The 18,652-nt window shown below is 67.2% G+C and carries 22 protein-coding genes; 17 read left to right on the top strand and 5 right to left on the bottom strand.

What is annotated here, in order from left to right:
• The first annotated feature begins 121 nt into the window (after nucleotides 1–121).
• A complete protein-coding gene (locus B9C43_RS12550) occupies nucleotides 122–439 on the top strand; it encodes a WXG100 family type VII secretion target (protein ID WP_084426305.1) in 318 nt (105 codons plus the stop codon).
• An 83-nt stretch (nucleotides 440–522) separates the two neighbouring features.
• Nucleotides 523–816, top strand: coding sequence for a WXG100 family type VII secretion target (locus B9C43_RS12545; RefSeq protein ID WP_033384136.1), 294 nt, complete (start codon nucleotides 523–525; stop codon nucleotides 814–816).
• Between the two features lie 59 nt (nucleotides 817–875).
• On the opposite strand, the gene B9C43_RS12540 is transcribed toward B9C43_RS12545, so the two are convergent.
• Entirely contained in the window at nucleotides 876–1,742 is an 867-nt protein-coding gene (locus B9C43_RS12540; RefSeq protein ID WP_084426303.1) for a hypothetical protein, read from the bottom strand.
• A gap of 231 nt (nucleotides 1,743–1,973) precedes the next feature.
• On the opposite strand from B9C43_RS12540, the gene rplM reads away from it, so the two are divergent.
• The 11 genes from rplM to B9C43_RS12485 all read left to right on the top strand — a co-directional run bounded on the left by rplM (nucleotide 1,974) and on the right by B9C43_RS12485 (nucleotide 10,877).
• Complete coding sequence (rplM, locus tag B9C43_RS12535) at nucleotides 1,974–2,417, top strand: 50S ribosomal protein L13 (protein WP_033384134.1); 444 nt, start codon at nucleotides 1,974–1,976, stop codon at nucleotides 2,415–2,417.
• Nucleotides 2,414–2,947 carry a 30S ribosomal protein S9 gene (rpsI, locus tag B9C43_RS12530; protein WP_035880214.1) on the top strand — a complete coding sequence of 178 codons (534 nt, stop codon included), beginning with the start codon at nucleotides 2,414–2,416 and terminating at the stop codon, nucleotides 2,945–2,947. The genes rplM and rpsI overlap by 4 nt, the downstream gene beginning before the upstream one ends.
• A 72-nt stretch (nucleotides 2,948–3,019) precedes the next feature.
• Nucleotides 3,020–4,354: a phosphoglucosamine mutase gene (glmM, locus tag B9C43_RS12525; RefSeq protein ID WP_084426301.1), complete on the top strand. Its 1,335-nt coding sequence runs from the start codon at nucleotides 3,020–3,022 to the stop codon at nucleotides 4,352–4,354.
• Between the two features lie 40 nt (nucleotides 4,355–4,394).
• Nucleotides 4,395–4,922 (top strand): hypothetical protein, encoded by a 528-nt coding sequence (locus B9C43_RS12520; RefSeq protein ID WP_033384132.1) that lies wholly within the window; start codon nucleotides 4,395–4,397, stop codon nucleotides 4,920–4,922.
• A gap of 4 nt (nucleotides 4,923–4,926) precedes the next feature.
• Nucleotides 4,927–5,532: a hypothetical protein gene (locus B9C43_RS55530; RefSeq protein WP_143446299.1), complete on the top strand. Its 606-nt coding sequence runs from the start codon at nucleotides 4,927–4,929 to the stop codon at nucleotides 5,530–5,532.
• Between the two features lie 126 nt (nucleotides 5,533–5,658).
• A complete protein-coding gene (locus B9C43_RS12510; RefSeq protein WP_033384131.1) occupies nucleotides 5,659–5,982 on the top strand; it encodes a hypothetical protein in 324 nt (107 codons plus the stop codon).
• 4 nt (nucleotides 5,983–5,986) lie between these two features.
• Complete coding sequence (locus B9C43_RS12505) at nucleotides 5,987–8,248, top strand: hypothetical protein (RefSeq protein WP_084426297.1); 2,262 nt, start codon at nucleotides 5,987–5,989, stop codon at nucleotides 8,246–8,248.
• Between the two features lie 11 nt (nucleotides 8,249–8,259).
• The gene (locus B9C43_RS12500) at nucleotides 8,260–8,799 is read left to right on the top strand and encodes a hypothetical protein (protein WP_033384127.1); all 540 of its coding nucleotides are present in this window, start codon (nucleotides 8,260–8,262) and stop codon (nucleotides 8,797–8,799) included.
• Between the two features lie 32 nt (nucleotides 8,800–8,831).
• Entirely contained in the window at nucleotides 8,832–9,167 is a 336-nt protein-coding gene (locus tag B9C43_RS12495; protein ID WP_084426295.1) for a hypothetical protein, read from the top strand.
• Nucleotides 9,154–10,581: a WXG100 family type VII secretion target gene (locus B9C43_RS12490; RefSeq protein ID WP_084426293.1), complete on the top strand. Its 1,428-nt coding sequence runs from the start codon at nucleotides 9,154–9,156 to the stop codon at nucleotides 10,579–10,581. Before B9C43_RS12495 ends, B9C43_RS12490 begins: the two co-directional genes overlap by 14 nt.
• The gene (locus B9C43_RS12485; RefSeq protein ID WP_033384117.1) at nucleotides 10,578–10,877 is read left to right on the top strand and encodes a hypothetical protein; all 300 of its coding nucleotides are present in this window, start codon (nucleotides 10,578–10,580) and stop codon (nucleotides 10,875–10,877) included. Before B9C43_RS12490 ends, B9C43_RS12485 begins: the two co-directional genes overlap by 4 nt.
• Here the strand turns inward: B9C43_RS12485 and B9C43_RS12480 are convergent.
• The 3 genes from B9C43_RS12480 to B9C43_RS12470 all read right to left on the bottom strand — a co-directional run bounded on the left by B9C43_RS12480 (nucleotide 10,851) and on the right by B9C43_RS12470 (nucleotide 12,577).
• The gene (locus B9C43_RS12480) at nucleotides 10,851–11,660 is read right to left on the bottom strand and encodes a dienelactone hydrolase family protein (protein WP_084426291.1); all 810 of its coding nucleotides are present in this window, start codon (nucleotides 11,658–11,660) and stop codon (nucleotides 10,851–10,853) included. The two genes, B9C43_RS12485 and B9C43_RS12480, sit on opposite strands and share 27 nt — an antisense overlap.
• Before the next feature lie 61 nt (nucleotides 11,661–11,721).
• Nucleotides 11,722–12,282 carry an eCIS core domain-containing protein gene (locus tag B9C43_RS12475; RefSeq protein ID WP_033384114.1) on the bottom strand — a complete coding sequence of 187 codons (561 nt, stop codon included), beginning with the start codon at nucleotides 12,280–12,282 and terminating at the stop codon, nucleotides 11,722–11,724.
• 4 nt (nucleotides 12,283–12,286) lie between these two features.
• Nucleotides 12,287–12,577, bottom strand: a complete 291-nt coding sequence (locus tag B9C43_RS12470) for a hypothetical protein (RefSeq protein ID WP_084426289.1) — start codon at nucleotides 12,575–12,577, stop codon at nucleotides 12,287–12,289.
• 86 nt (nucleotides 12,578–12,663) lie between these two features.
• Here B9C43_RS12470 and B9C43_RS12465 point away from each other — a divergent pair, with 86 nt between their 5' ends.
• Entirely contained in the window at nucleotides 12,664–14,049 is a 1,386-nt protein-coding gene (locus B9C43_RS12465; protein WP_084426287.1) for an NAD(P)H-hydrate dehydratase, read from the top strand.
• Here the strand turns inward: B9C43_RS12465 and B9C43_RS12460 are convergent.
• On the bottom strand, nucleotides 14,020–14,964 hold the full coding sequence (locus B9C43_RS12460; RefSeq protein WP_084426285.1) for a GlxA family transcriptional regulator: 945 nt from the start codon (nucleotides 14,962–14,964) through the stop codon (nucleotides 14,020–14,022). The two genes, B9C43_RS12465 and B9C43_RS12460, sit on opposite strands and share 30 nt — an antisense overlap.
• An 81-nt stretch (nucleotides 14,965–15,045) precedes the next feature.
• Between B9C43_RS12460 and B9C43_RS12455 the strand changes: the two genes are divergently transcribed.
• From B9C43_RS12455 to B9C43_RS12445, 3 genes are all read left to right on the top strand, one after another.
• Nucleotides 15,046–15,462: a hypothetical protein gene (locus B9C43_RS12455; protein WP_084426283.1), complete on the top strand. Its 417-nt coding sequence runs from the start codon at nucleotides 15,046–15,048 to the stop codon at nucleotides 15,460–15,462.
• Nucleotides 15,463–15,517: 55 nt separating this feature from the next.
• Nucleotides 15,518–17,038, top strand: a complete 1,521-nt coding sequence (locus B9C43_RS12450) for a carboxylesterase/lipase family protein (RefSeq protein WP_160096495.1) — start codon at nucleotides 15,518–15,520, stop codon at nucleotides 17,036–17,038.
• A 110-nt stretch (nucleotides 17,039–17,148) separates the two neighbouring features.
• On the top strand, nucleotides 17,149–18,636 hold the full coding sequence (locus tag B9C43_RS12445; RefSeq protein WP_084426279.1) for a carboxylesterase/lipase family protein: 1,488 nt from the start codon (nucleotides 17,149–17,151) through the stop codon (nucleotides 18,634–18,636).
• Nucleotides 18,637–18,652 lie beyond the last annotated feature (16 nt).

Below are 18,652 nucleotides of genomic sequence, written 5' to 3'. Positions count from 1 at the left end.
AGAGCAACTACCTCGAAACTTCTGCGGACAGGGTGGAACCGGAGCTGGCAGGGTCTGCGTCGGAAGGGTTGTACGAACAAAGAACGTACCGACCAGAACTTCAAGAAGGGGGTAACTCCCAATGCCGAATGGCGCCGTTGAAATTACGCCGGACATGCTGCACAAGGCTTCCGTGGACGCTGCCAACGTCCGTGAGGCGCAGCAGGGCCACATCACCCACTTGCGCAACCAGCTGGCGCAGCTCGAGGGTGCCTGGGAAGGCGCGGCAGCACAGGCGTTCCACTCGCTGGTCGCCCGGTTCAACACCGCCGCTGACAAGATCCTGCAGGACCTGCAGACCATCAGCGAGAGCCTCGCCTCGTCGGCCAAGATGTACGGCCACCAGGAAGAGGCCGCGCAGCAGACCTTCAGCAAGGCCGAGGGTGGCTTCACCTTCTGATCCGTCGCGCGGATCGCTCGCTTCTGTCAGAACTTCTCACTTCATTCGCTTGAGCCAGACTTTCTCATTGGGAGGAACCAGAAATGCCAGACGGTCGGATTAAGGTCGAATTCGCTGCTGTCGAGGCCGCCGGTGCGCAGATCAAGGGCACTGCCGCCAAGATGGACGGCGAGCTGGACACCCTGCGCAGCCAGCTGGCTCCGCTGGCCGAGGCCTACAAGGGTGCGGCCCGCGACGCGTGGGACGCGACGCAGCAGTCCTGGAACACGGCGCAGAACGACCTGAACCAGGTCCTGGCCCAGATCGGTGCCGCGACCACCCAGGCCGCCGCCGACTACTTCGAGACCGAGAGCGGCGTGAAGCGTCTCTGGGGCTGAGCCGCCCGAAACGACGAGGGACCCCGGGTGACCGGGGTCCTTTTCTTTGTCGCGGGACTTCAGCCGCGGAGCGCGCCGAGCCGGGCCCAGAAATCGTCGGAAGCGGCCTTGTCCGCCAACGCGGTGGTCTGGTCGGCCGCGGGCAACGGTGGGAAGTCGTCGGCGGCGGAGCGGCCGCGTGCCTCGTAGCCGACTTCGAGCTGAACTTTGCCGCCCTTGCCGGGAACCTCGCCCTTGACCTCGACCGTGCGCAGCGTCCCGTCGGCGTTCACGACGATCTTGGTGGGGAAGGTCCGGCCCATCATCTCCGGTTCGACCAGGGCGGTGATGTCCGCGGGGATCGGGATGACCGAGTTGTCGATGAACGCCTTCAACGTGATCCCGGTCCGCACTTCGGTTCCGCCGTCGGCCAGCCGTGTGCCTTGTGGACTGACCCCGCCACCCTTGGTGGACTGGTCCATCGCGTCGACGAGCTTGCACAGCGTCTGCAGACCGGAGATGGCACAGGCGAATCCGGAAACCGGGTTGGCCGGTCCGGAGACCCACGGAGTCGGCGCGAGCTTGGCGTAGCCGGGACCCAGCCGGATGTACTCGCGGTCGCCATCGGCCGGGCGGTAGAGGTCGTAGTCGAAGCCGGGGTGCGACGTGGACTTGATCTTGGTGATCAGTGCGGGCGGGTCGCCCCTCATGCTGACGTTCACCTCGGAGCCGGACCGCTTGTCCTTGATCACGCCGTACCGGTAGACCGTGCCACGGAAGTCGGTCGCGTCCTTGACGTAGGTCTGGATCGCCGAGACACCCTGGTTGTACAACCGCTCACCCGCCGCTTTGGCGTCCGCCGGATTCGCCACCGGTGAACCGGCCACGGACTGGCCGCACCCGGCGACGAGTGCCACCGCGGCGAGTGCCAACCTGGTTACGCGCATCACGTCCCCCTGGAGTGAAGTCCCAGATCGGGAGGCTATCGCAGGGGCGCAGGCCCGGCCGTCCGGTCGCGTTAAGAGGGGGCGTTTTGACCCTCCGGGAGCGCACCAGGTATCTTCTATCGTTGTTGTGCGGCGCGGCGTGTGACTACTCGCGCCCTTGGTGGGTCCGACCTGCCGTGGGTTCGGCCCGCACAGGTACCCAGACGCAAGTTTTGACGATGAGGTAGACCCGTGCCCACGTACAGCCCGAAGCCCGGCGAGGTGGCCCGCGCCTGGCACGTGATCGATGCCGAGAACGTGGTACTCGGCCGCCTTGCCACGCAGGTCGCAACCCTGCTGCGCGGCAAGCACAAGCCGACCTACGCCCCGCATGTGGACACTGGTGACTTCGTCGTCATCGTGAACGCCGAGAAGGTTGTCCTCACCGGCAGCAAGCGGGATCAGGCTTTCGCCTATCGGCACAGCGGTTACCCCGGCGGACTCACCAAGAAGTCCTTCGGCGAACTGCTGGACACCCGCCCCGACCGGCTCGTCGAGAAGGTCGTCAAGGGCATGCTGCCGAAGAACAAGCTCGGCCGTGCCCAGGGCAAGAAGCTCAAGGTCTACGCCGGCCCTGAGCACCCGCACACGGCGCAGCAGCCGACGCCCTTCGAGATCACCAAGGTTGCCCAGTGAGTGAAGAGAACCTGACCGCCGAGAACGTCGACGCCGTCGACGCCCCCGAGCTCGACCAGCCTGAGGCCGTCGAGGTCACTGAGGCCACCGAGGCCACCGAGGAAGCTCCGGCGCCTGCTCCGGTCGTGCGTGTCCCCGCCCCTGGCGAGGTCGCTCAGACCGTCGGCCGCCGCAAGGAGGCCGTGGTCCGCGTTCGGCTGACCCCTGGCACCGGCCAGTTCAAGCTGAACGGCAAGAGCCTCGAGGACTACTTCCCGAACAAGGTGCACCAGCAGCTCATCCGTGAGCCTCTGGTCACTGTGGACAAGCCCGAGCTCTTCGACGTGCGCGCCAACCTCCGTGGCGGCGGCATCACCGGCCAGGCCGGTGCGCTGCGCCTGGCGATCGCCCGTGCGCTGATCGAGCTGGACGCCGAGGACCGCCCGGCGCTGAAGAAGGCCGGCTTCCTGACCCGTGACCCGCGGGTGAAGGAGCGCAAGAAGTACGGCCTGAAGAAGGCCCGCAAGGCGCCTCAGTACAGCAAGCGCTGACGTTTTTCAGCCCGCAAACGGGAGCAGCAGGTTTTCTCTGCTGCTCCCGTTCTGCTCTTCAGGGAGGTTGCATTGAGCCGGTTGTTCGGCACCGACGGCGTGCGTGGGCTTGCGAACGTCGACCTGACACCGGAACTGGCCATGGCGGTCTCTGCCTCCGCGGCCCGAGTGCTGGCCGAGCACGACCGTTCGCACCGCCCGGTCGCGGTGGTCGGGCGTGACCCGAGGGCCAGCGGCGAGATGCTGCAGGCAGCGGTCGCCGCGGGCCTCGCGTCGGCGGGTGCGGACGTGCTGCAGGTGGACGTCATGCCGACGCCTGGGGTGGCCTATCTAGTCGACAACCTCGGCGCCGACCTTGGCGTGATGATCTCCGCGTCGCACAATCCCATGCCGGACAACGGGATCAAGCTCTTCGCCGCGGGCGGCCACAAGCTGCCGGACGACGTCGAGGACGAGATCGAAGCCGGGCTCGACGCGAAGGTCCAGCGGCCGACCGGTGCCGGTGTCGGCCGGATCTACACGGTGCCGGACGCCCTTGACCGCTACATCGAGCACTTGCTGGCCGCGACGCCGCAGCGGCTCGACGGCCTGAAGGTCGTGGTGGACTGCGCGAACGGCGCTGCTTGGGCCGCCGCACCGCGTGCCTACCGTGAGGCGGGCGCCGACGTGATCGCGATCCACGCGTTGCCGGACGGCGAGAACATCAACGACAAGTGCGGTTCGACACACATCGACACGCTGCGCGAGGCCGTCGTCGCTGAGGGCGCGGACATGGGAATCGCGCACGACGGCGACGCTGACCGCTGCCTGATGGTGGACGCTCAGGGCAACCTGGTGGACGGCGACCAGATCATGGCCGTGCTCGCGTTGGCGATGAAGGACCGTGGTGAGCTCGTGGAGAACACCCTGGTCGCCACGGTGATGAGCAACCTGGGGCTGCACCTCGCGATGCGCGCCGCCGGTGTGACGATTCGCACCACGGCTGTCGGCGACCGCTACGTGCTGGAGGAGTTGCGCAACGGCGGGTACTCGCTGGGTGGCGAGCAGTCCGGGCACGTCCTGCTGCCGAGCCACGCGACCACCGGCGACGGCCTGCTCACCGCGATGGGGGTGATGGCCCGCGTCGCCGCGACCGGCAAGTCGCTGGCCGAGCTGGCCGGCGTGATGCAGCGCCTGCCGCAGGTGCTCGTGAACGTCAAGGTCGCCGACAAGGCCGCGGTCGCGCAGGCCTCGTCGGTCAACGACGCGGTCGCCGAGGTCGAGGCGGAGCTGGGCGAGTCCGGCCGGGTGCTGCTGCGTCCGTCGGGCACCGAGCAACTCGTCCGGGTGATGGTCGAGGCGACCAGCGAAGCAGCTGCGGAGGCCGCGGCGAACCGCCTGGCCGGAGTGGTCTCGGCAGTCTCCTGATTGCCCTTCGGGACGGGGGCGGAGTGGTTACGCTCAGCGCGTGACGTACGGTCCGCCCCCGAACCAGCACTGGCACCAGCCGCCACCTCCTGGTCCCTTCGGGCCGCAAAAGCCGCCGTTGCCCGGAAATCTGGTGACGCTCGGAATTCTGGGCCTCCTGCTTGGTGTCGCCTGTGTCCTTGGCGCCAACGTTCTTTCTCTGATACCCGCGCTCGTCGCCATCGCCGGCGGAATCATGGTCTTCACCCGGCAGCGCGCGGGCGCGATCCTGCTTGCCGTCTCCAGTGGCCTCGTGCTGCTGCTGACAGTGCTCGGTGTGGTGCGTGAGCTGGCCAACGTGCGGCTCAACCTGGGCTACCGGATCAACCTCGAGCTCGAGGACGACTGGATGGACCTGCTGCGCCTCGTGCTGGCGATCGCGGTCCTGGTGTTCTCGCTCATCCCGCAGACCACACAGGCGCTGACGGGCTCACAACCCATGCCGCGCCCAGGTCCACCTGGTCCGCAGCCTCCTGGTTACCCTCCACAACCGCCGGGATATCAGCAGCGGCCCCCGACGTGGAGGTAATCCGATGAGCTACGGCCCGCCCCCGAACCAGGGCTGGCAGCAACCCCCGCCAGGGTGGGGCCAGCCAGTCATGGGGCCACGCAAACCGCCCTTGCCGGGAATCGTGGTCACGCTCGGCATCCTGGCGATCGTGTACGGCCTGCTCGTCGGCATCGCACAGGGCTTCAGCGGCGGCATCATCGCGTTCGCCCTCAGGGTGGTGACCGCCATCCTGGCGCTGGTCGGCGGAATCATGCTGATGAACCGAGCGCGCGCGGGCGCCATTCTCCTGACGGTGTCGGGCGGCCTGGGCACACTCCTTTTCGCGCTGTCCTTCTTCCGCGTGCCGTTCGTCGGCAGCCCGCCCGGTTTCAACCAGTGGTTCGACCTGCTCGAAGACGGCCTTCCCCTGCTACAGGGACTATTCGCCATCGCAGTGCTGGTGCTGTCGCTGCTGCCGGTGGTGACCAAGGCAGCCGAGCAGTCCGGTCCGCCCGGTCCTCCTCCGCCAGGGCCACCCGGCCCGCCCGCATTCGGGCCGCCCGGACCGCCACCACCCGGGTACGGTCCACCGCCTCCCGGCTATGGTCCGCCACCCCAGCAGCCACCGCCGCCGAACTGGCGGCAATAGCGCCGTTCACCCGTCGCCACCTGGGTGACCTGGGTACATTCCTTACCGGACGAAAGACGATGGCACCGATCGCGCTCCCCGCGCGTCGAAGTCGAGAACGTTGTCGAAGTGGAGTAAGGGGGAGCCATGCCAGAAGGCAAAGCCGATATCAAGATGGACCCAGAGGGGCTGAAGACGGTCGTCCCCCTGATGCAGGACATCAGTATCGGGCTCAGCACGATGGCCACGTACGTCAAGAACGCCAAGCTCCAGCCCAACCACTTCGGCCAGACGAACAACGCCGCGTCCGCGGGTAACTTCTCCCGGTCGGCTCTCGACCAGTTGTCCGCGTCGGTGACCACTGCCCAGCAGTACGCCGCATCGATCGTCACCGCGCTGCAGCAGACCCTGGGCGTGACGACGCAGACCGAGCAGAAGAACCAACAGTCCTTCAAGAACCAGGCGGTGTGACGAGATGCCGCAGCCTGTACAGGACGACGCCGGCCGCATCCTGATCGAACCGGACGTCGATCAGACGACCGCGCGCAAGATGATCGACGACGCGATCGCCCGCTGGAACAAGGAACTGTCCAGCGGCAGCGGCAACGGGGAGCTCTACAAGCGCTGGCAGCACCACCAGGTCTCGGGCAACCGGTTCATGAAGGAGCCCTGCTGGGGCGATCACAAGGACCAGCCGGAAGGCGAGATGCTCGAGAAGCTCAAGGCGATCGAGTTCGGGCCGATCCTGGAATCCGCGATGCGGCTGACCAACACGGGCAAGTTCGTGTCCGAGTCGGTCAACGCACAGCTGACCGCCACCGCCAGCCTCACCGGGGACTACTGGCAGGACCAGAACGGCCAGACCGCGATCGACAAGATAAACGCGCTGAAGACGGCCGGCACGCAGTACACCGACGCGGTCAACAGGTTCGCCACGCATCTGGCCGGATTCGCCAACGAGTCGAAGAAGTGCATCCAGCGCCTTGTCGACTTCGCAAGCCGGGACACGAACGAGTTCTTCAACAACTACCTGGCCAACGACGAACACGTGGACATCGACCACTTCGCCGAGGCCATCGACGAGATCGACGAGTCGTTGCAGAGCGGCCACACCGATGGCCCGCTCATGCAGCAAGTTCCGTACAACCTGGAAGTCGCCCGGAGCCGGACACCGGGCCTGATCATTTACTACGGCCCCGTTTCCACCTGGTACTCCGATGTGGAAAAAGGCAGGCTGGACAACTTCTGCGAGAAGTACAGCGCCAATGTCGGGAACTTCCGCCGGTTGATCAAAGAGTGCTACACGACGATCGACGGCCACCTGCAGAACCTGCTGAACGCCTCAAGCGGCCTGCCGTTCCAGCCGTTCGCCAAGCTGGACGAGCTCGCCAAGGGCGGTGGTGACAAGCCGAAGGACCCGCCGCCAGAGGAGAAGAAGCCGCCGGAGGAGAAGAAGCCGGAGGACAAGCCGGGCAACACCGGTGGTCCCGGAGACACCGGCGGACCAGGCAACACCGGCGGTCCTGGCAACACCGGTGGTCCCGGCAGCACTCCGCCTCCGCCACCTCCTCCGCCTCCGCCGTCGACCGACGACCCGAAGGCAGTCGACCCCGGTACGACCGACCCGAGCGACGTGCCGGGCGAGCCGGTGGCCGACCCTGGCAGCAAGGCCGGCCCGGGCACGGGCGAGACCGTCACCATCGAGGAGGGTGGCAAGAAGATCTCGGTCACCAGCCCGGACAGTGAGGGTCACGTCAAGGTGACCGTCGACGACGGCACCGGCCAGCCGAAGACCTACGACATGGACTTCAGCCAGCCGACCGCGGCCGGGACGCCTGGCGCGCCGGGTACTGGCACCCCAGGCGCGGGTGTTCCGGGTACGGCAGGCCAACCGCAGCTGGGCCCGGACGGTCAGCCGGTGCTTGGGCCCGACGGCCAGCCGGTGCAGACCTTGCCCGCGCCCGCACCGGAGACGTTGACGCCAGGCCCCGACGGCAAGATCGTGCTGGAGGACGGCAACGTCACCATCACCGCCGAGCACCCGCCGGGCCAGCCGGACGTGGTCAAGCTGACCGTGGACGACGGCACCGGCGAACCGACGACGTACACGCTGGACTACAGCGACCCGACCAACCCACAGGTGGACAAGCCGGAGCCGGCGGTGGCCACGCTCGACGGGCAGCCGGTGGCTGAAGCACGTCAGGCCGCTGCCGCCCAGGCTCAAGGCTTCGGCGGTTCCTTCGAGACTGACGTGCCACGGCAGGACTTCGCCGGCGCGGGCGCGCCGGCGGGAACGGCCGAGGCCTCATTCGGTGGTGGATCCGGCAACGAGCAGCAGCTGCAGTCGGTGCCTGGCTCGGACCAACCGGTGCAGACCACGAGCACGCAGGCCGTCGCAGCGGACTTCGGTGGTGGCGGCGACGCTGGATTCGGCGACTCGTCGTGGTCGACGCAGGGTGACCTGTTGTCCGGCGGCGACGACGACTTCAACCAGGTCGCGCCCGCGGCCGGTGAAGCCGGGCTCGCAGCCATTCCCGATGACGGTGGCCAGCAAGCAAGCCCGAACCAGGCGGCCGGTATGGGCGGCATGCCGATGATGGGTGGCATGGGCGCCGGCGGTGCCGGTGGTGGCGATGCCGAGCGAAGTGGCGGACAGTGGTCGGTGACGGGTGATCTGTTCGCCGACGAGAACGAGCCGGCCCGGATCGCCGGTGTGCTCGACGAAGACGTCAGGTAAGGAGTCCGCGCGTGTTCGAGATCGACTACTCCGACCCTGAGGTTCGTCGCATCCTCGCCTCCTACGAGGACGTGACCGCACGGTTCGAGTCGGCGGCCAACGAGATCGCCATCGAGTACCGGGAGCAGAACGAGAAGATCGAGGAAGAGCACCGGCAGTTGACCGAGGAGAACCGCGAGTTCTACGAGCGGCTTGAGGCAGAGAAGCGGCAGGCGCAGGAGGAACAGGCGCCGTCGCCGTGGACTGCGCCGCAGCGGGAGACCGTGTTGTCCTTCGGCGAGTTCGAAGACGAGCAGCCGAAGCAGGACGCGTGGTCGACGCCGACACCCCCGATGGGCTTCCCGCCGCCACCGCCGATCCCGGATCCGGTGCCGGAGGCGGAGGCGTTCCGGGAGGCGGCACCGGAACCGGTGATGAAGTTCGGCAGCTTTGACGACGACGAAGAGCCTGCTCCGCCCGTTCGCCAGCAACCGCAGGCTCAGTCGGGCGGCAGGCGCCGGGCGCGGGAAGATGACGACGACGACATGTCCGGCCAGAGTTGGCTGCGTTGAGCTTCCTGGGCTGAAAGCGTTGGGGGCGAAGAATGACAGGGCGCAAGGACAGGCTTGAGGTCAACCACGAGCTTGTCACCGCGATCAGCAAGGAGATGACCGAGTTCGGCGCCGCGTTGGGCACAGCGCGGGAGTACGCGCATGCCGACAACGGGTTGACCGCGGACAAGTTCGGTGTGATCGCGGCGCGCACCGGCGTCGGCGAGTCGTACACGCAGCTGCGCGAGTCTCTGCGCGCTGTGTTGGACAAGGCGACGCCGACGGTGGACGCGCTGGCGGAGGCGTTGGCCAAGGCACAGCAGAAGACTGTCGAGGCGGATGCCGAGGTGGCGGCGCGGATCAGGAGCGCGGGCAATGACCTCCGATGACATCATCGCCCCGCTGAAACCGGTCAACACCAAGGACATCGACTCCACGACCGAACTGCTCGAGACGTTCAAGTGGTTCAAGGACAACCTGTCCACTAGGACTGGCCGGTTCGGCGAGCTGTACCAACGCTGGAACGGCCACCCGGCCAGCAAGATGGGTGCCCGTGGGTGGGCGGCCCGGCCGTGGAATGCCGAAGACGACCGGATGATCGACGACCTCGGCGGCATCGACTTCGGCCCGATGCTCGGCGACGTCGAGCGGTTCGGCAACCTGCGTGCCTCGACTGACGAGATGCGCGGGACTGCGGACTCGATCCGCAACCGGCTGACCGACGCGTGGTCGGGGCCCGCGGCCGAGGCAGCGGTGGAGAAACTGGACCAGCTGGGCAAGGCGTCGACGAAGTACCGGGACACGCTCAACCAGTTCGCGGCGGCACTGGATTCTGCCCGTACCACATCGAAAGAAGCGATCACCGAGCTGAAAACCGCGGTGGGCGGCCAAGTCAAGCAGTTCACCCTGTCCGAGGGCGTGGATCTCCGGCGCCAGCAAGCGGATCGGCTCGATGTCGCGATGGCCGGCGGACCGCCGTTCGGTCGTCCGTTCACTGTGGAGGAACTGACCCGTCCGTCCACAGTGGACCTCAATCATGGCGGTGCCGGCGGCCAGTGGTGGAGCAACGAGACCATCAACGCGCTGGACGCCATGTGCGACAGCTACTTCAACGCGATCTCGACGCTGCGCAAGCTGATCGATGAGACCACGACGGCGATCGCGAACTCGTGGAGCGCGTTGAACGAAGCGCTCAAACGTATCCAGGCCACCGGCGACCTCGACCCGTTCGGCAAGATCGCGGGATCGTCGACGTCGGCCAAGCCCTCGCCGCAGATCAGCGTCCACTCGCAGTCGGCCGATCGCGTCGGCGTCACCGTTGACGGCAAGCGGTACGAGATGGACTTCGGCCGCCAGGAACCCGCCGCGCCACCCCCTCCACCACCGCCGCAACCCGTGAACCCCGCGATGGGCGGCGGTCCTCCGCCAGGTGGCGGCGTCGGTGCTGGTGGTGGTGGCAGTGGAGGAGGCGGCGGCGGTGCGCCGAGCGGCGGCTCGACCCCGCAATCACCGTTGCCACCAGGCTCAATGGCCGGCATCCAGGCACCCGCTGCACACGACGCCCCGGAGGGACGGCCTGCCGGACCGCCCGCGGGCGCACCGGCGGGCGCGCCTCCCGCTGGCGGCATGCCGATGGCTGGCATGCCGATGGGCGGTGGCGGCGGTCAGGGCGGTGACCAGGAACGCCAGAGCAAGTGGCGTACCCAGGGCGATCTTTTCGACGACGCCGTGGAACTGGCTGTACCCATGGTGATCGGCGATGACGACCCGTACGGCGCATTCGGCCCGAAGGACAAGAAATGATCGACGAATCCGACCCGGCCGTCGTCGCCATGCGCGCCCAGTTCGCCGAGATCTCCGCACGGCACCGCGCGGGCGTCGCGCAGTCCATGGCGGAGTACCAGCAGGGCGAAGCCGCGAACAAGGCGTACCAGGAGGAAGTCGCGCGCCGGGAAGCCGCCGAGCAGGCCACGGCCAAGCCACCCGAGCCTGAGCAGAAGAACCCGTGGCTCAGCCGTCGGACCGCACCCCGGCCCGCACCGCCCGACGACGGCGAAGAAACCGGCTACTACTCAAACACCTGGATGCAGAACCGGTGATTCCTGGATCTTGGCGCCCCTGACGTCGTGCTCCAGCAGTTCGTCGTAGGCGCTCGTGCCGGTCAGGTGCTTGAGGAAGAACGCGGTCAGCAGCGCACGTGAAATCCGCTGGGTCTTGCGTTGTCCCTTGCCCGCCAACAGCAACTGGCTCCAGTGCCGTCCCTCGGTGAACCCGAGGTGCCCGGCTTTCGGCAGCTCACGGACCTGCACCGGCCCGGCCCACGCGCGGGCGATCAGTTCGGCGTTGCCGACCGGCGGCGCGACGAGGTCCAGCCCGGCGGTCAGGTGCAGCCCTGGCATCCGGCAGTGCCGTGCGGCCTCCACTGCGGACGGCCGCGCCTCAGCGGCCGCCAACGTGGCCACGGCGCGGACCCGTGGGTCCTCGGCAGCGGCCAGCACCGCGCTCCCGCCGCCGAAGCAGTGCCCGGCGATCCCCAACCGATCGGGTGAAACTCTGACCTGTCCTTCGCCCAGCTGCACGGAGACGCACGTCTGCAAAGCCGTCCGCAGATCCGCCGCGAACAGCCGGTGCGACCCAAGTGGACCCACGTGCGTGCTCGGCGCGGCCACGACGATGCCGTGCGTCGCGAGGTGACGCATCAGGCCGCGGTAGCGCAGCGGTGGCTGCAGCCACCCGTGGCCGAACGCGACGGCCGGCAGATCACGGCCTGACGTGGGCGTGAAGAGCACCCCGGGCTGCCCGACCAGGCCAAGGTCACCGCGCAACACCGAGTGCGGGCCGGGAAGTGCCAGGTCGTGGGCCAGTTGCTTGGCGCGTGCCATGGGGCGACGTTATCCGATCCACCCGCGGGTCACCCGCTCACCCGTGACTTGGCCAACTCCGTCACGGTTGAGAAGGACGCTCAGCCGTCAGCCTGTCGGCGGCCGCGTGTGCCGCACGCTCGTCATGGTCGTGTGGGTCGCTCACGGACAGTCCGGGCGAGACCTCCGTACCCGCGACGGGCCCAGCGGACTGCTGGAGCGTGTGCGTCACTTCGTGGGCCAGCGTGTGATAGCCCTCGGAGGTGCTCGGGTTGTAGACGCCCGAGTTGAAGAAGACGTCCTTGCCCGTGGTGAACGCACGCGCGCCCAGCTGGTCCGACAGATTGGCGGCCGCGGAGTCCGTGTGCAGCCTGACGTCACCCAGCGACTGACCGAGACCGCTTTCCATCTGGGTCCGCAGCTGAGCAGGCAACGGGCTCCCGCCGCCGAGCCGGCCACGGATCTGATCGGCGACGTTGCCGCCAGGCAGGCCCTCCGACTCGCCCGCGATGAGTCGCGCCACCATCTGGTTGCCGCCCGCGAGGACAGCGTCGCCACTGGCCTTGGCTTCCGGCTCGGGTGCGCTGTGCGCCCGTTGCCGTTCGCTCGCCGGCTCTTCGGCGCGGATCCGGTCAGGCTCCATGCGATCAGGCTAGACGCCGGGGCGACCATTTCATACGGATGGCGATGACCAGGACCCTGCGGTCCGGCCGTTGCTGGTAAACGGTCACGATGAACGTGCCCGCTTTGGCGCCCCTTCGGGCTAGGAAGTCCTCGGCGCACGCGCGGGTGTACGTCGTCAGCCATGCCTGTTTACGCTCCGGCGGCTGGCTGAAGCACCAGCCTTGGTCTTCGACCGTCTCGGTGAACTCGTGGATCCGGGTCGTTTTGTCGATCTCACGGCGGTACTCGATCTCATGGGTGTAGTTCCAGGTCATCACGTTGACCGGATGGTCGGCCTTGAGGTCACTGGCAACGATTCCCGATCCCGCGACTTGACCGCCGTGGCCGTACGGTTGTTGATATGCGCGGAGTGTGGACGACGGGCCGGGTCAAGGCCGCCGAGCAGCAGCTGTTCAAGACCGTGCCGGAACCGACCCTGATGCGGCGGGCTGCCTTCGGGGTCGCGGTCTGCGCCGCCGAGCTGCGGCCCAGGAAAGTCCTCCTGCTGGTTGGTGCCGGTAACAACGGCGGCGACGCGCTCTGGGCGGGCGCTTTCCTGCGCCGCCGGGGTATCGCGGTCGACGCGATCCTGCTGAAACCCGAGCGCGCCCACGAGGAAGGGCTCAAGGCGTTTCGACGAGCCGGTGGCCGGATCGTCACCGAACCCGGCCCGGCGGACGTGGTGGTCGACGGAATTGTCGGCATTTCCGGGAAAGGTCCGTTGCGCCCGGAAGCGGCCGAGCTCGTGGCCAAGATCGACGCACCCGTCATCGCGATCGACCTGCCGAGCGGAGTCGATCCGGACACAGGCGCCGAGGACGGCCCATGCGTGGATGCGGCCATCACCGTCACATTCGGCGGCCGCAAGCCGGTGCACGCGCTGAGCGCGAGGTGCGGCGAGGTCCGTGTGCTCGACATCGGGCTCGGGGAAGCGTTGGGCGAGCCGGATTTCGGGATCATCGATCGCTTCGATGTCGCCGACGCGTGGCCGATTCCCGGACCAACGGACGACAAGTACACCCAGGGAGTCACGGGCATCGCCGCCGGATCGGCGACTTACCCCGGTGCCGCGGTGCTGTCCGCCAGCGGTGCCGTTCTCGCGACGTCCGGGATGGTGCGCTACGCCGGGACCGCGGCTGAGGTCGTGAGCCAGCGGTGGCCGGAAGTCGTTGCCACGGGAGCGATCGAGGACGCGGGCCGGGTCCAGGCATGGGTTGCCGGCCCAGGCATCGGCACGGGTACCGCGGGCCGTGAGCTGATGGAGTACGTCCTCGGGGTCGGTGTTCCGGTCTGCGTTGACGCTGACGGGATCACCCTGCTCGCGGAGCACCCAATGTTGTGGGACCGCCGCGACCCGGATACCCCGGTTGTGTTGACGCCACACGACAGGGAGTTCGCCCGGCTCGCCCCGCTCGGCAAAGACCGTGTCGCGTCAGCGAAATCTCTCGCGAAGCGCGTCAACGCTGTCGTGCTTCTCAAGGGCTCCAACACAATCGTCGCGGCTCCGGACGGGCGTGTGCTGGTCAACCAGTCTCCGTCGGCGTGGTTGGCTACGGCTGGTTCGGGTGACGTCCTGTCCGGCATCCTCGGCGCACTGCTTGCCGCGGGCATCGATCCGTGGCTCGCTGCCGGATGCGCGGCCTACGCCCACGCCCACGCTGGGACCATCGCAGCTGATGGCGCGCCCGCCCCGGCATCCATGATCGCCGCAGCCCTGTCAGACACGATCCGCTGGCTGCGCGGATGATCGGAACGCTCCTCGGTAAGCCGCCGGGGTCGTTCCGACCACGCGTTTGAAGCGTTCACGGAAGGCAGTCGGCGAGCCGAAACCGACCTGGGCGCCGATCAGCTCGACCGGATCGGACGTGGACTCGAGCAGGTGCTGCGCCCGGCGGACCCGTGCCAGGTGCAACCACTGCAACGGTGACGTGCCCATCTGCTCACGGAACCGGCGGTTCAGCGTCCGCGCGCTCATCCCGGCGTGCCCGGCGATGTCCTCAAGGGACAGGTCACGGTCCACATTGTCCTCCATCCACCGCAACACGGGTTCCAGCTCGGATCCCTGTGGCGTCGGCGGATGGGGGTGCACGATGAACTGGGCCTGCCCGCCTTCACGTTCCAACGGCATCACCGAAAGCCGGGCGGCGTCGGCCGCCGCCGCTGAGCCGTGGTCGCGCCGGATCAAGTGCAGGCAAAGATCAAGCCCGGCCGCGGCACCCGCTGACGTCAGGAACTGCCCGTTGTCCACATAGAGCACATCCGGGTCGACGACGACGGCCGGGAACCTCTCCGCGAAGGCTTTCGCGGCAACCCAATGCGTTGTCGCGCGTTTGCCGTCGAGAAGCCCGGTCGCGGCGAGGACGAACGCACCGGCACAGATCGAAGCGATCCGCGTGCCGGCCGCGGCTGCTGACCGCAATGCCTCGATCACATCGGCGGGAACGGGCGCACGAGCGTCCGCGCAGCCGGGAATCATGATCGTGTCCGCGTCGGCCAGCCCGTCGAGGCCCCAGGCGGGCTGCAGCTTGAACGTCCCGGTGTCGACCGTCGAGGTGCCGCACACCCGGACCTCGTAGCCAGGCGTGCGGCTGAAGACCTCGATCGGCGTGGCCAGGTCGAACGGGATGACCTTGTCGAGCGCGAGGATCGCCACAACGTGCATGGACACAGTATGGCGAGAATCTGTTGATACCTGTCCTTCTCGCCAGTTCTGCCGGGCGTGCCGAGTAGCTAGCTTCACGCCGTGACCAAGTTCTTCCTGTCAGTGCACGTCATCGCGGCAATCATCGCGATCGGCCCGGTGACGGTGGCCGCCAGCATGTTCCCGGCCGTCGCACGCAAAGGTGACGTCGCGACGCTCACCACCCTGAACCGCATATGCCGTGTCTACGCCGTCGTGGGTGTCGCGGTGCCGACGTTCGGGTTCATGACCGCGAGCGCGATGGGCATCCTCGGTGAGACTTGGTTGATCGTTTCGATCGTGCTGACCGCGATCGCGGCCGCCGTGCTCGGCTTGGTCATCCTGCCGACCCAGGCCGAGGTGCTCGACGCGCCGGCGAGAAACGCCAGGCTGGCCATGTACACCGGGCTCTTCAACGTGCTGTGGGTGATCGTGACCGTGCTGATGATCGTTCGTCCCGGATCGACCATCGGTGTATGACCTGTCCTCCCTAAGTGTGAGGCGCGCACTGGCGGGGAAATGTCATTGTGTGGGAGTGAAATGGTCAGCATTGGCACTGACGACGATCGGACTGCTGGGGTTGGTCGCCGGCTCGGCGAACGCCGCCCCGGTCACTCTGGTGCACACCGATCGCGGGCCTGTCCAAGGCGCCGTGACGGGTGAAGTCCGTTCGTTCCAAGGGATTCCGTTCGCCGCGCCGCCGGTTGGCGCATTGCGCTGGCGCGAGCCACAACCCGCGGCACGCTGGCAAGACCCCTTGGATACCACCAAACCACGCGGAATATGCGCCCAGTTACCAGCTTTCACGCCAGATGAATCGGTCAATGAGGACTGTCTGTACCTCAACGTCACCACACCCAAGCGACCGAACCGGCCGTTGCCGGTGATGGTGTGGTTCCACGGCGGTGGCTTCATCAGCGGCGCCGCGACCCAGTACAACCCGGCCAACCTGGTCAGCCAAGGCGACGTTGTCGTGGTGACGGTCGCATACCGGCTGGGCCCGTTGGGCTATCTGGCGACGCCCGGCTTGACCGAGGAGGCGGGAAACCAGTCCGGGAACTACGGTTTCCAGGACCAGCTGGCCGGATTGCGCTGGGTACAACGCAACGCGGCCATGTTCGGCGGAAATCCCAACAATGTCACGGTCTTCGGTGAGTCGGCAGGTGCCGCGAGCGTGTGCGCCTTGATCGCGTCACCATTGGCCACGGGCCTGTTCCACAAGGCCATCGGGCAGAGCTACAGCTGTGCCGGCGACACGTACACGCAGGAGGCGGCGTACACGGCGGGCGCCGGGTTCACCTCCCGGATCGGCTGCACGGATCCCGCGTGCCTGCGGGCCAAGCCGGTCAAGGACCTGCTGGCCGCGTGGAAGGAGAGCTACCCGGTCGTCGGCGGCCGTGAACTTCCTTCGCAGCCGAAGGACGCGATCAAACAGGGCAAGTACAACCACGTGCCAGTCATGTGGGGCAACAATTTGGACGAGATGCGGCTGTTCGTCGGCATGAACTACGACGGCGTCGGCAAGCCGGTGACCGCGCAGCAGTACGAGCAGATCACACGGGACAGGTTCGGACCGGTCGCGGATCAGGTGCTGGCCCGTTACCCGGCCGGTGCCTACCCCACGCCGAGTATGGCGTTGGCTGCCTGGCAGACCGACGAGCCAGGGTTCGTGAGTACCTGCAGCCACGTCAACAGCTACAAGTTGTTCAAGCCCGGGGTGCCGGTGTACGCGTACCAGTTCACCGACCGGACAGCGCCGGCGACCATCGACTGGCCAGGCTTCGAGGAGGGCGCGTCGCACGCCTCCGAGCTGAACTACCTCTGGGGCCACGTCTTCGGTGCGCCGTTGAACCCGGCGCAGGAGCCGTTGTCCAAGACCATGGTCCGCTACTGGACGACGTTCGCGCACACCGGGAACCCGAACAGTCGTGACGTGCCCGAGTGGAAGCGGTACGAGTCCGACGCGGACGTCCAGGAACTCGGCTTGTCCAGGGTGGCGCCGAAAGACCCGGCGACAGAGAGCCACTGCGCGTTCTGGGCCGGACTACAGCCTTAAGCGGCACCCGACTCATACCAAAGGGTGAAGCGGGCACTGGTCGGCGCTGCCACTCTGTAAGGGTGAAATGGCGAGGATTGGTACTCACGACGATTGGTCTATTGGGGTTGATGGCCAGCCCGGCTAAAGCCACACCAGCCACACTCGTGCACACCGATCGGGGACCGGTCAAAGGCGTCGTGACCGGCGAAGTCCGCTCGTTCCATGGAATTCCGTTCGCCGCGCCGCCTGTCGGGGCATTGCGCTGGCGCGAGCCGCAACCGGCGGCGCGGTGGCGGGATCCGTTGGACGCCAGCAAACCGCGCGACTTCTGCGCCCAGCTCCCCGGCTTCGGGCCGGCCGAGTCGGTCAACGAGGATTGCCTGTACTTGAACGTCACCACGCCGAAACGGACGCACCGGCCGTTGCCCGTGATGGTGTGGTTCCACGGCGGTGGCTTCACCAGCGGTGCCGCGGCCCAATACGACCCGGTCAAGCTTGTCACGCAAGGCAATGTGATCGTCGTGACGGTCGCATACAGGCTGGGTCCATTGGGCTATCTGGCGACGCCCGGCTTGACCGAGGAGGCGGGAAACCAGTCGGGGAACTACGGTTTCCAGGACCAGCTGGCCGGACTGCGCTGGGTGAAGCGCAATGCGGCGGCGTTCGGCGGAAACCCAGGGAACGTCACGATCTTCGGTGAGTCAGCGGGTGCCGCGAGCGTCTGCGACATGATCGTGTCCCCATTGGCCAAGGGCCTGTTCAACAAGGCCATCGGGCAGAGCTTCAGCTGTGACGCGGAAACGACAACACCAGAGGTGGCGTACGCGACCGGAGCCGAGCTCTCGTCGAAGGTCGGCTGCACGGACACGGCATGCCTGCGGGCCAAGCCGGTCAAGGACCTGTTGACCGCATGGCCAGGTGGTGCCCCGGTGGTCGGTGGACGTGAACTGCCGTTGCAACCGCCAGATGCGATCAAGCAGGGCAAGTATCACCACGTGCCGTTGTTGTGGGGCAGCACATTAGATGAAGCACGCCTGTTCGTCGGGTTGACGTACGACGGTGCGGGCAAACCCGTGACCGCGCAGCAGTACGAGCAGATCACCAGGCAGACGTTTGGTCCGGCCGCGGACCAGGTGCTGGCCAGATACCCGGTCGGCAACTACTCGACCCCGAGCATCGCGCTGGCCACGTGGCAGACGGACACGCCAGGAGCCCTGTCCACATGCAGCCACTTGAACAGTTACAAGTTGTTCAAGGCCGGGGTGCCGGTCTACGCGTATCAGTTCACCGACCGGACGGCGCCTGCCATCTTCGACTGGCCAGGCTTCGACGAGGGCGCCGCCCACGCCTTCGAACTGAACTACCTGTGGGGCCGACTGTTCGGCAACCCGTTGAACCCGGCGCAGGAAGCGTTGTCCAGGACCATGGTTCGCTACTGGACGACGTTCGCGCACACCGGAAACCCCAACGGCCACGGGACACCGCACTGGAAACGCTTCAAGTCCGACGCGGACGTCCAGGAGCTGGGGTTGCCCAGGGTGGCGCCGAAGAATCCTGCTGTGGAAAGCAATTGTGCGTTCTGGGCGGGGCTGGAACGTTCTGGGAGTGGTCGCTGAGATTGAGGCAGGTGGC

It is taken from the genome of Kibdelosporangium aridum (genome assembly GCF_900176515.1).
GTDB lineage: Bacteria > Actinomycetota > Actinomycetes > Mycobacteriales > Pseudonocardiaceae > Kibdelosporangium > Kibdelosporangium aridum.
The sequence above is the reverse complement of the archived record's forward strand: the minus strand, read 5'-3'. Positions and strand labels throughout refer to the sequence as shown.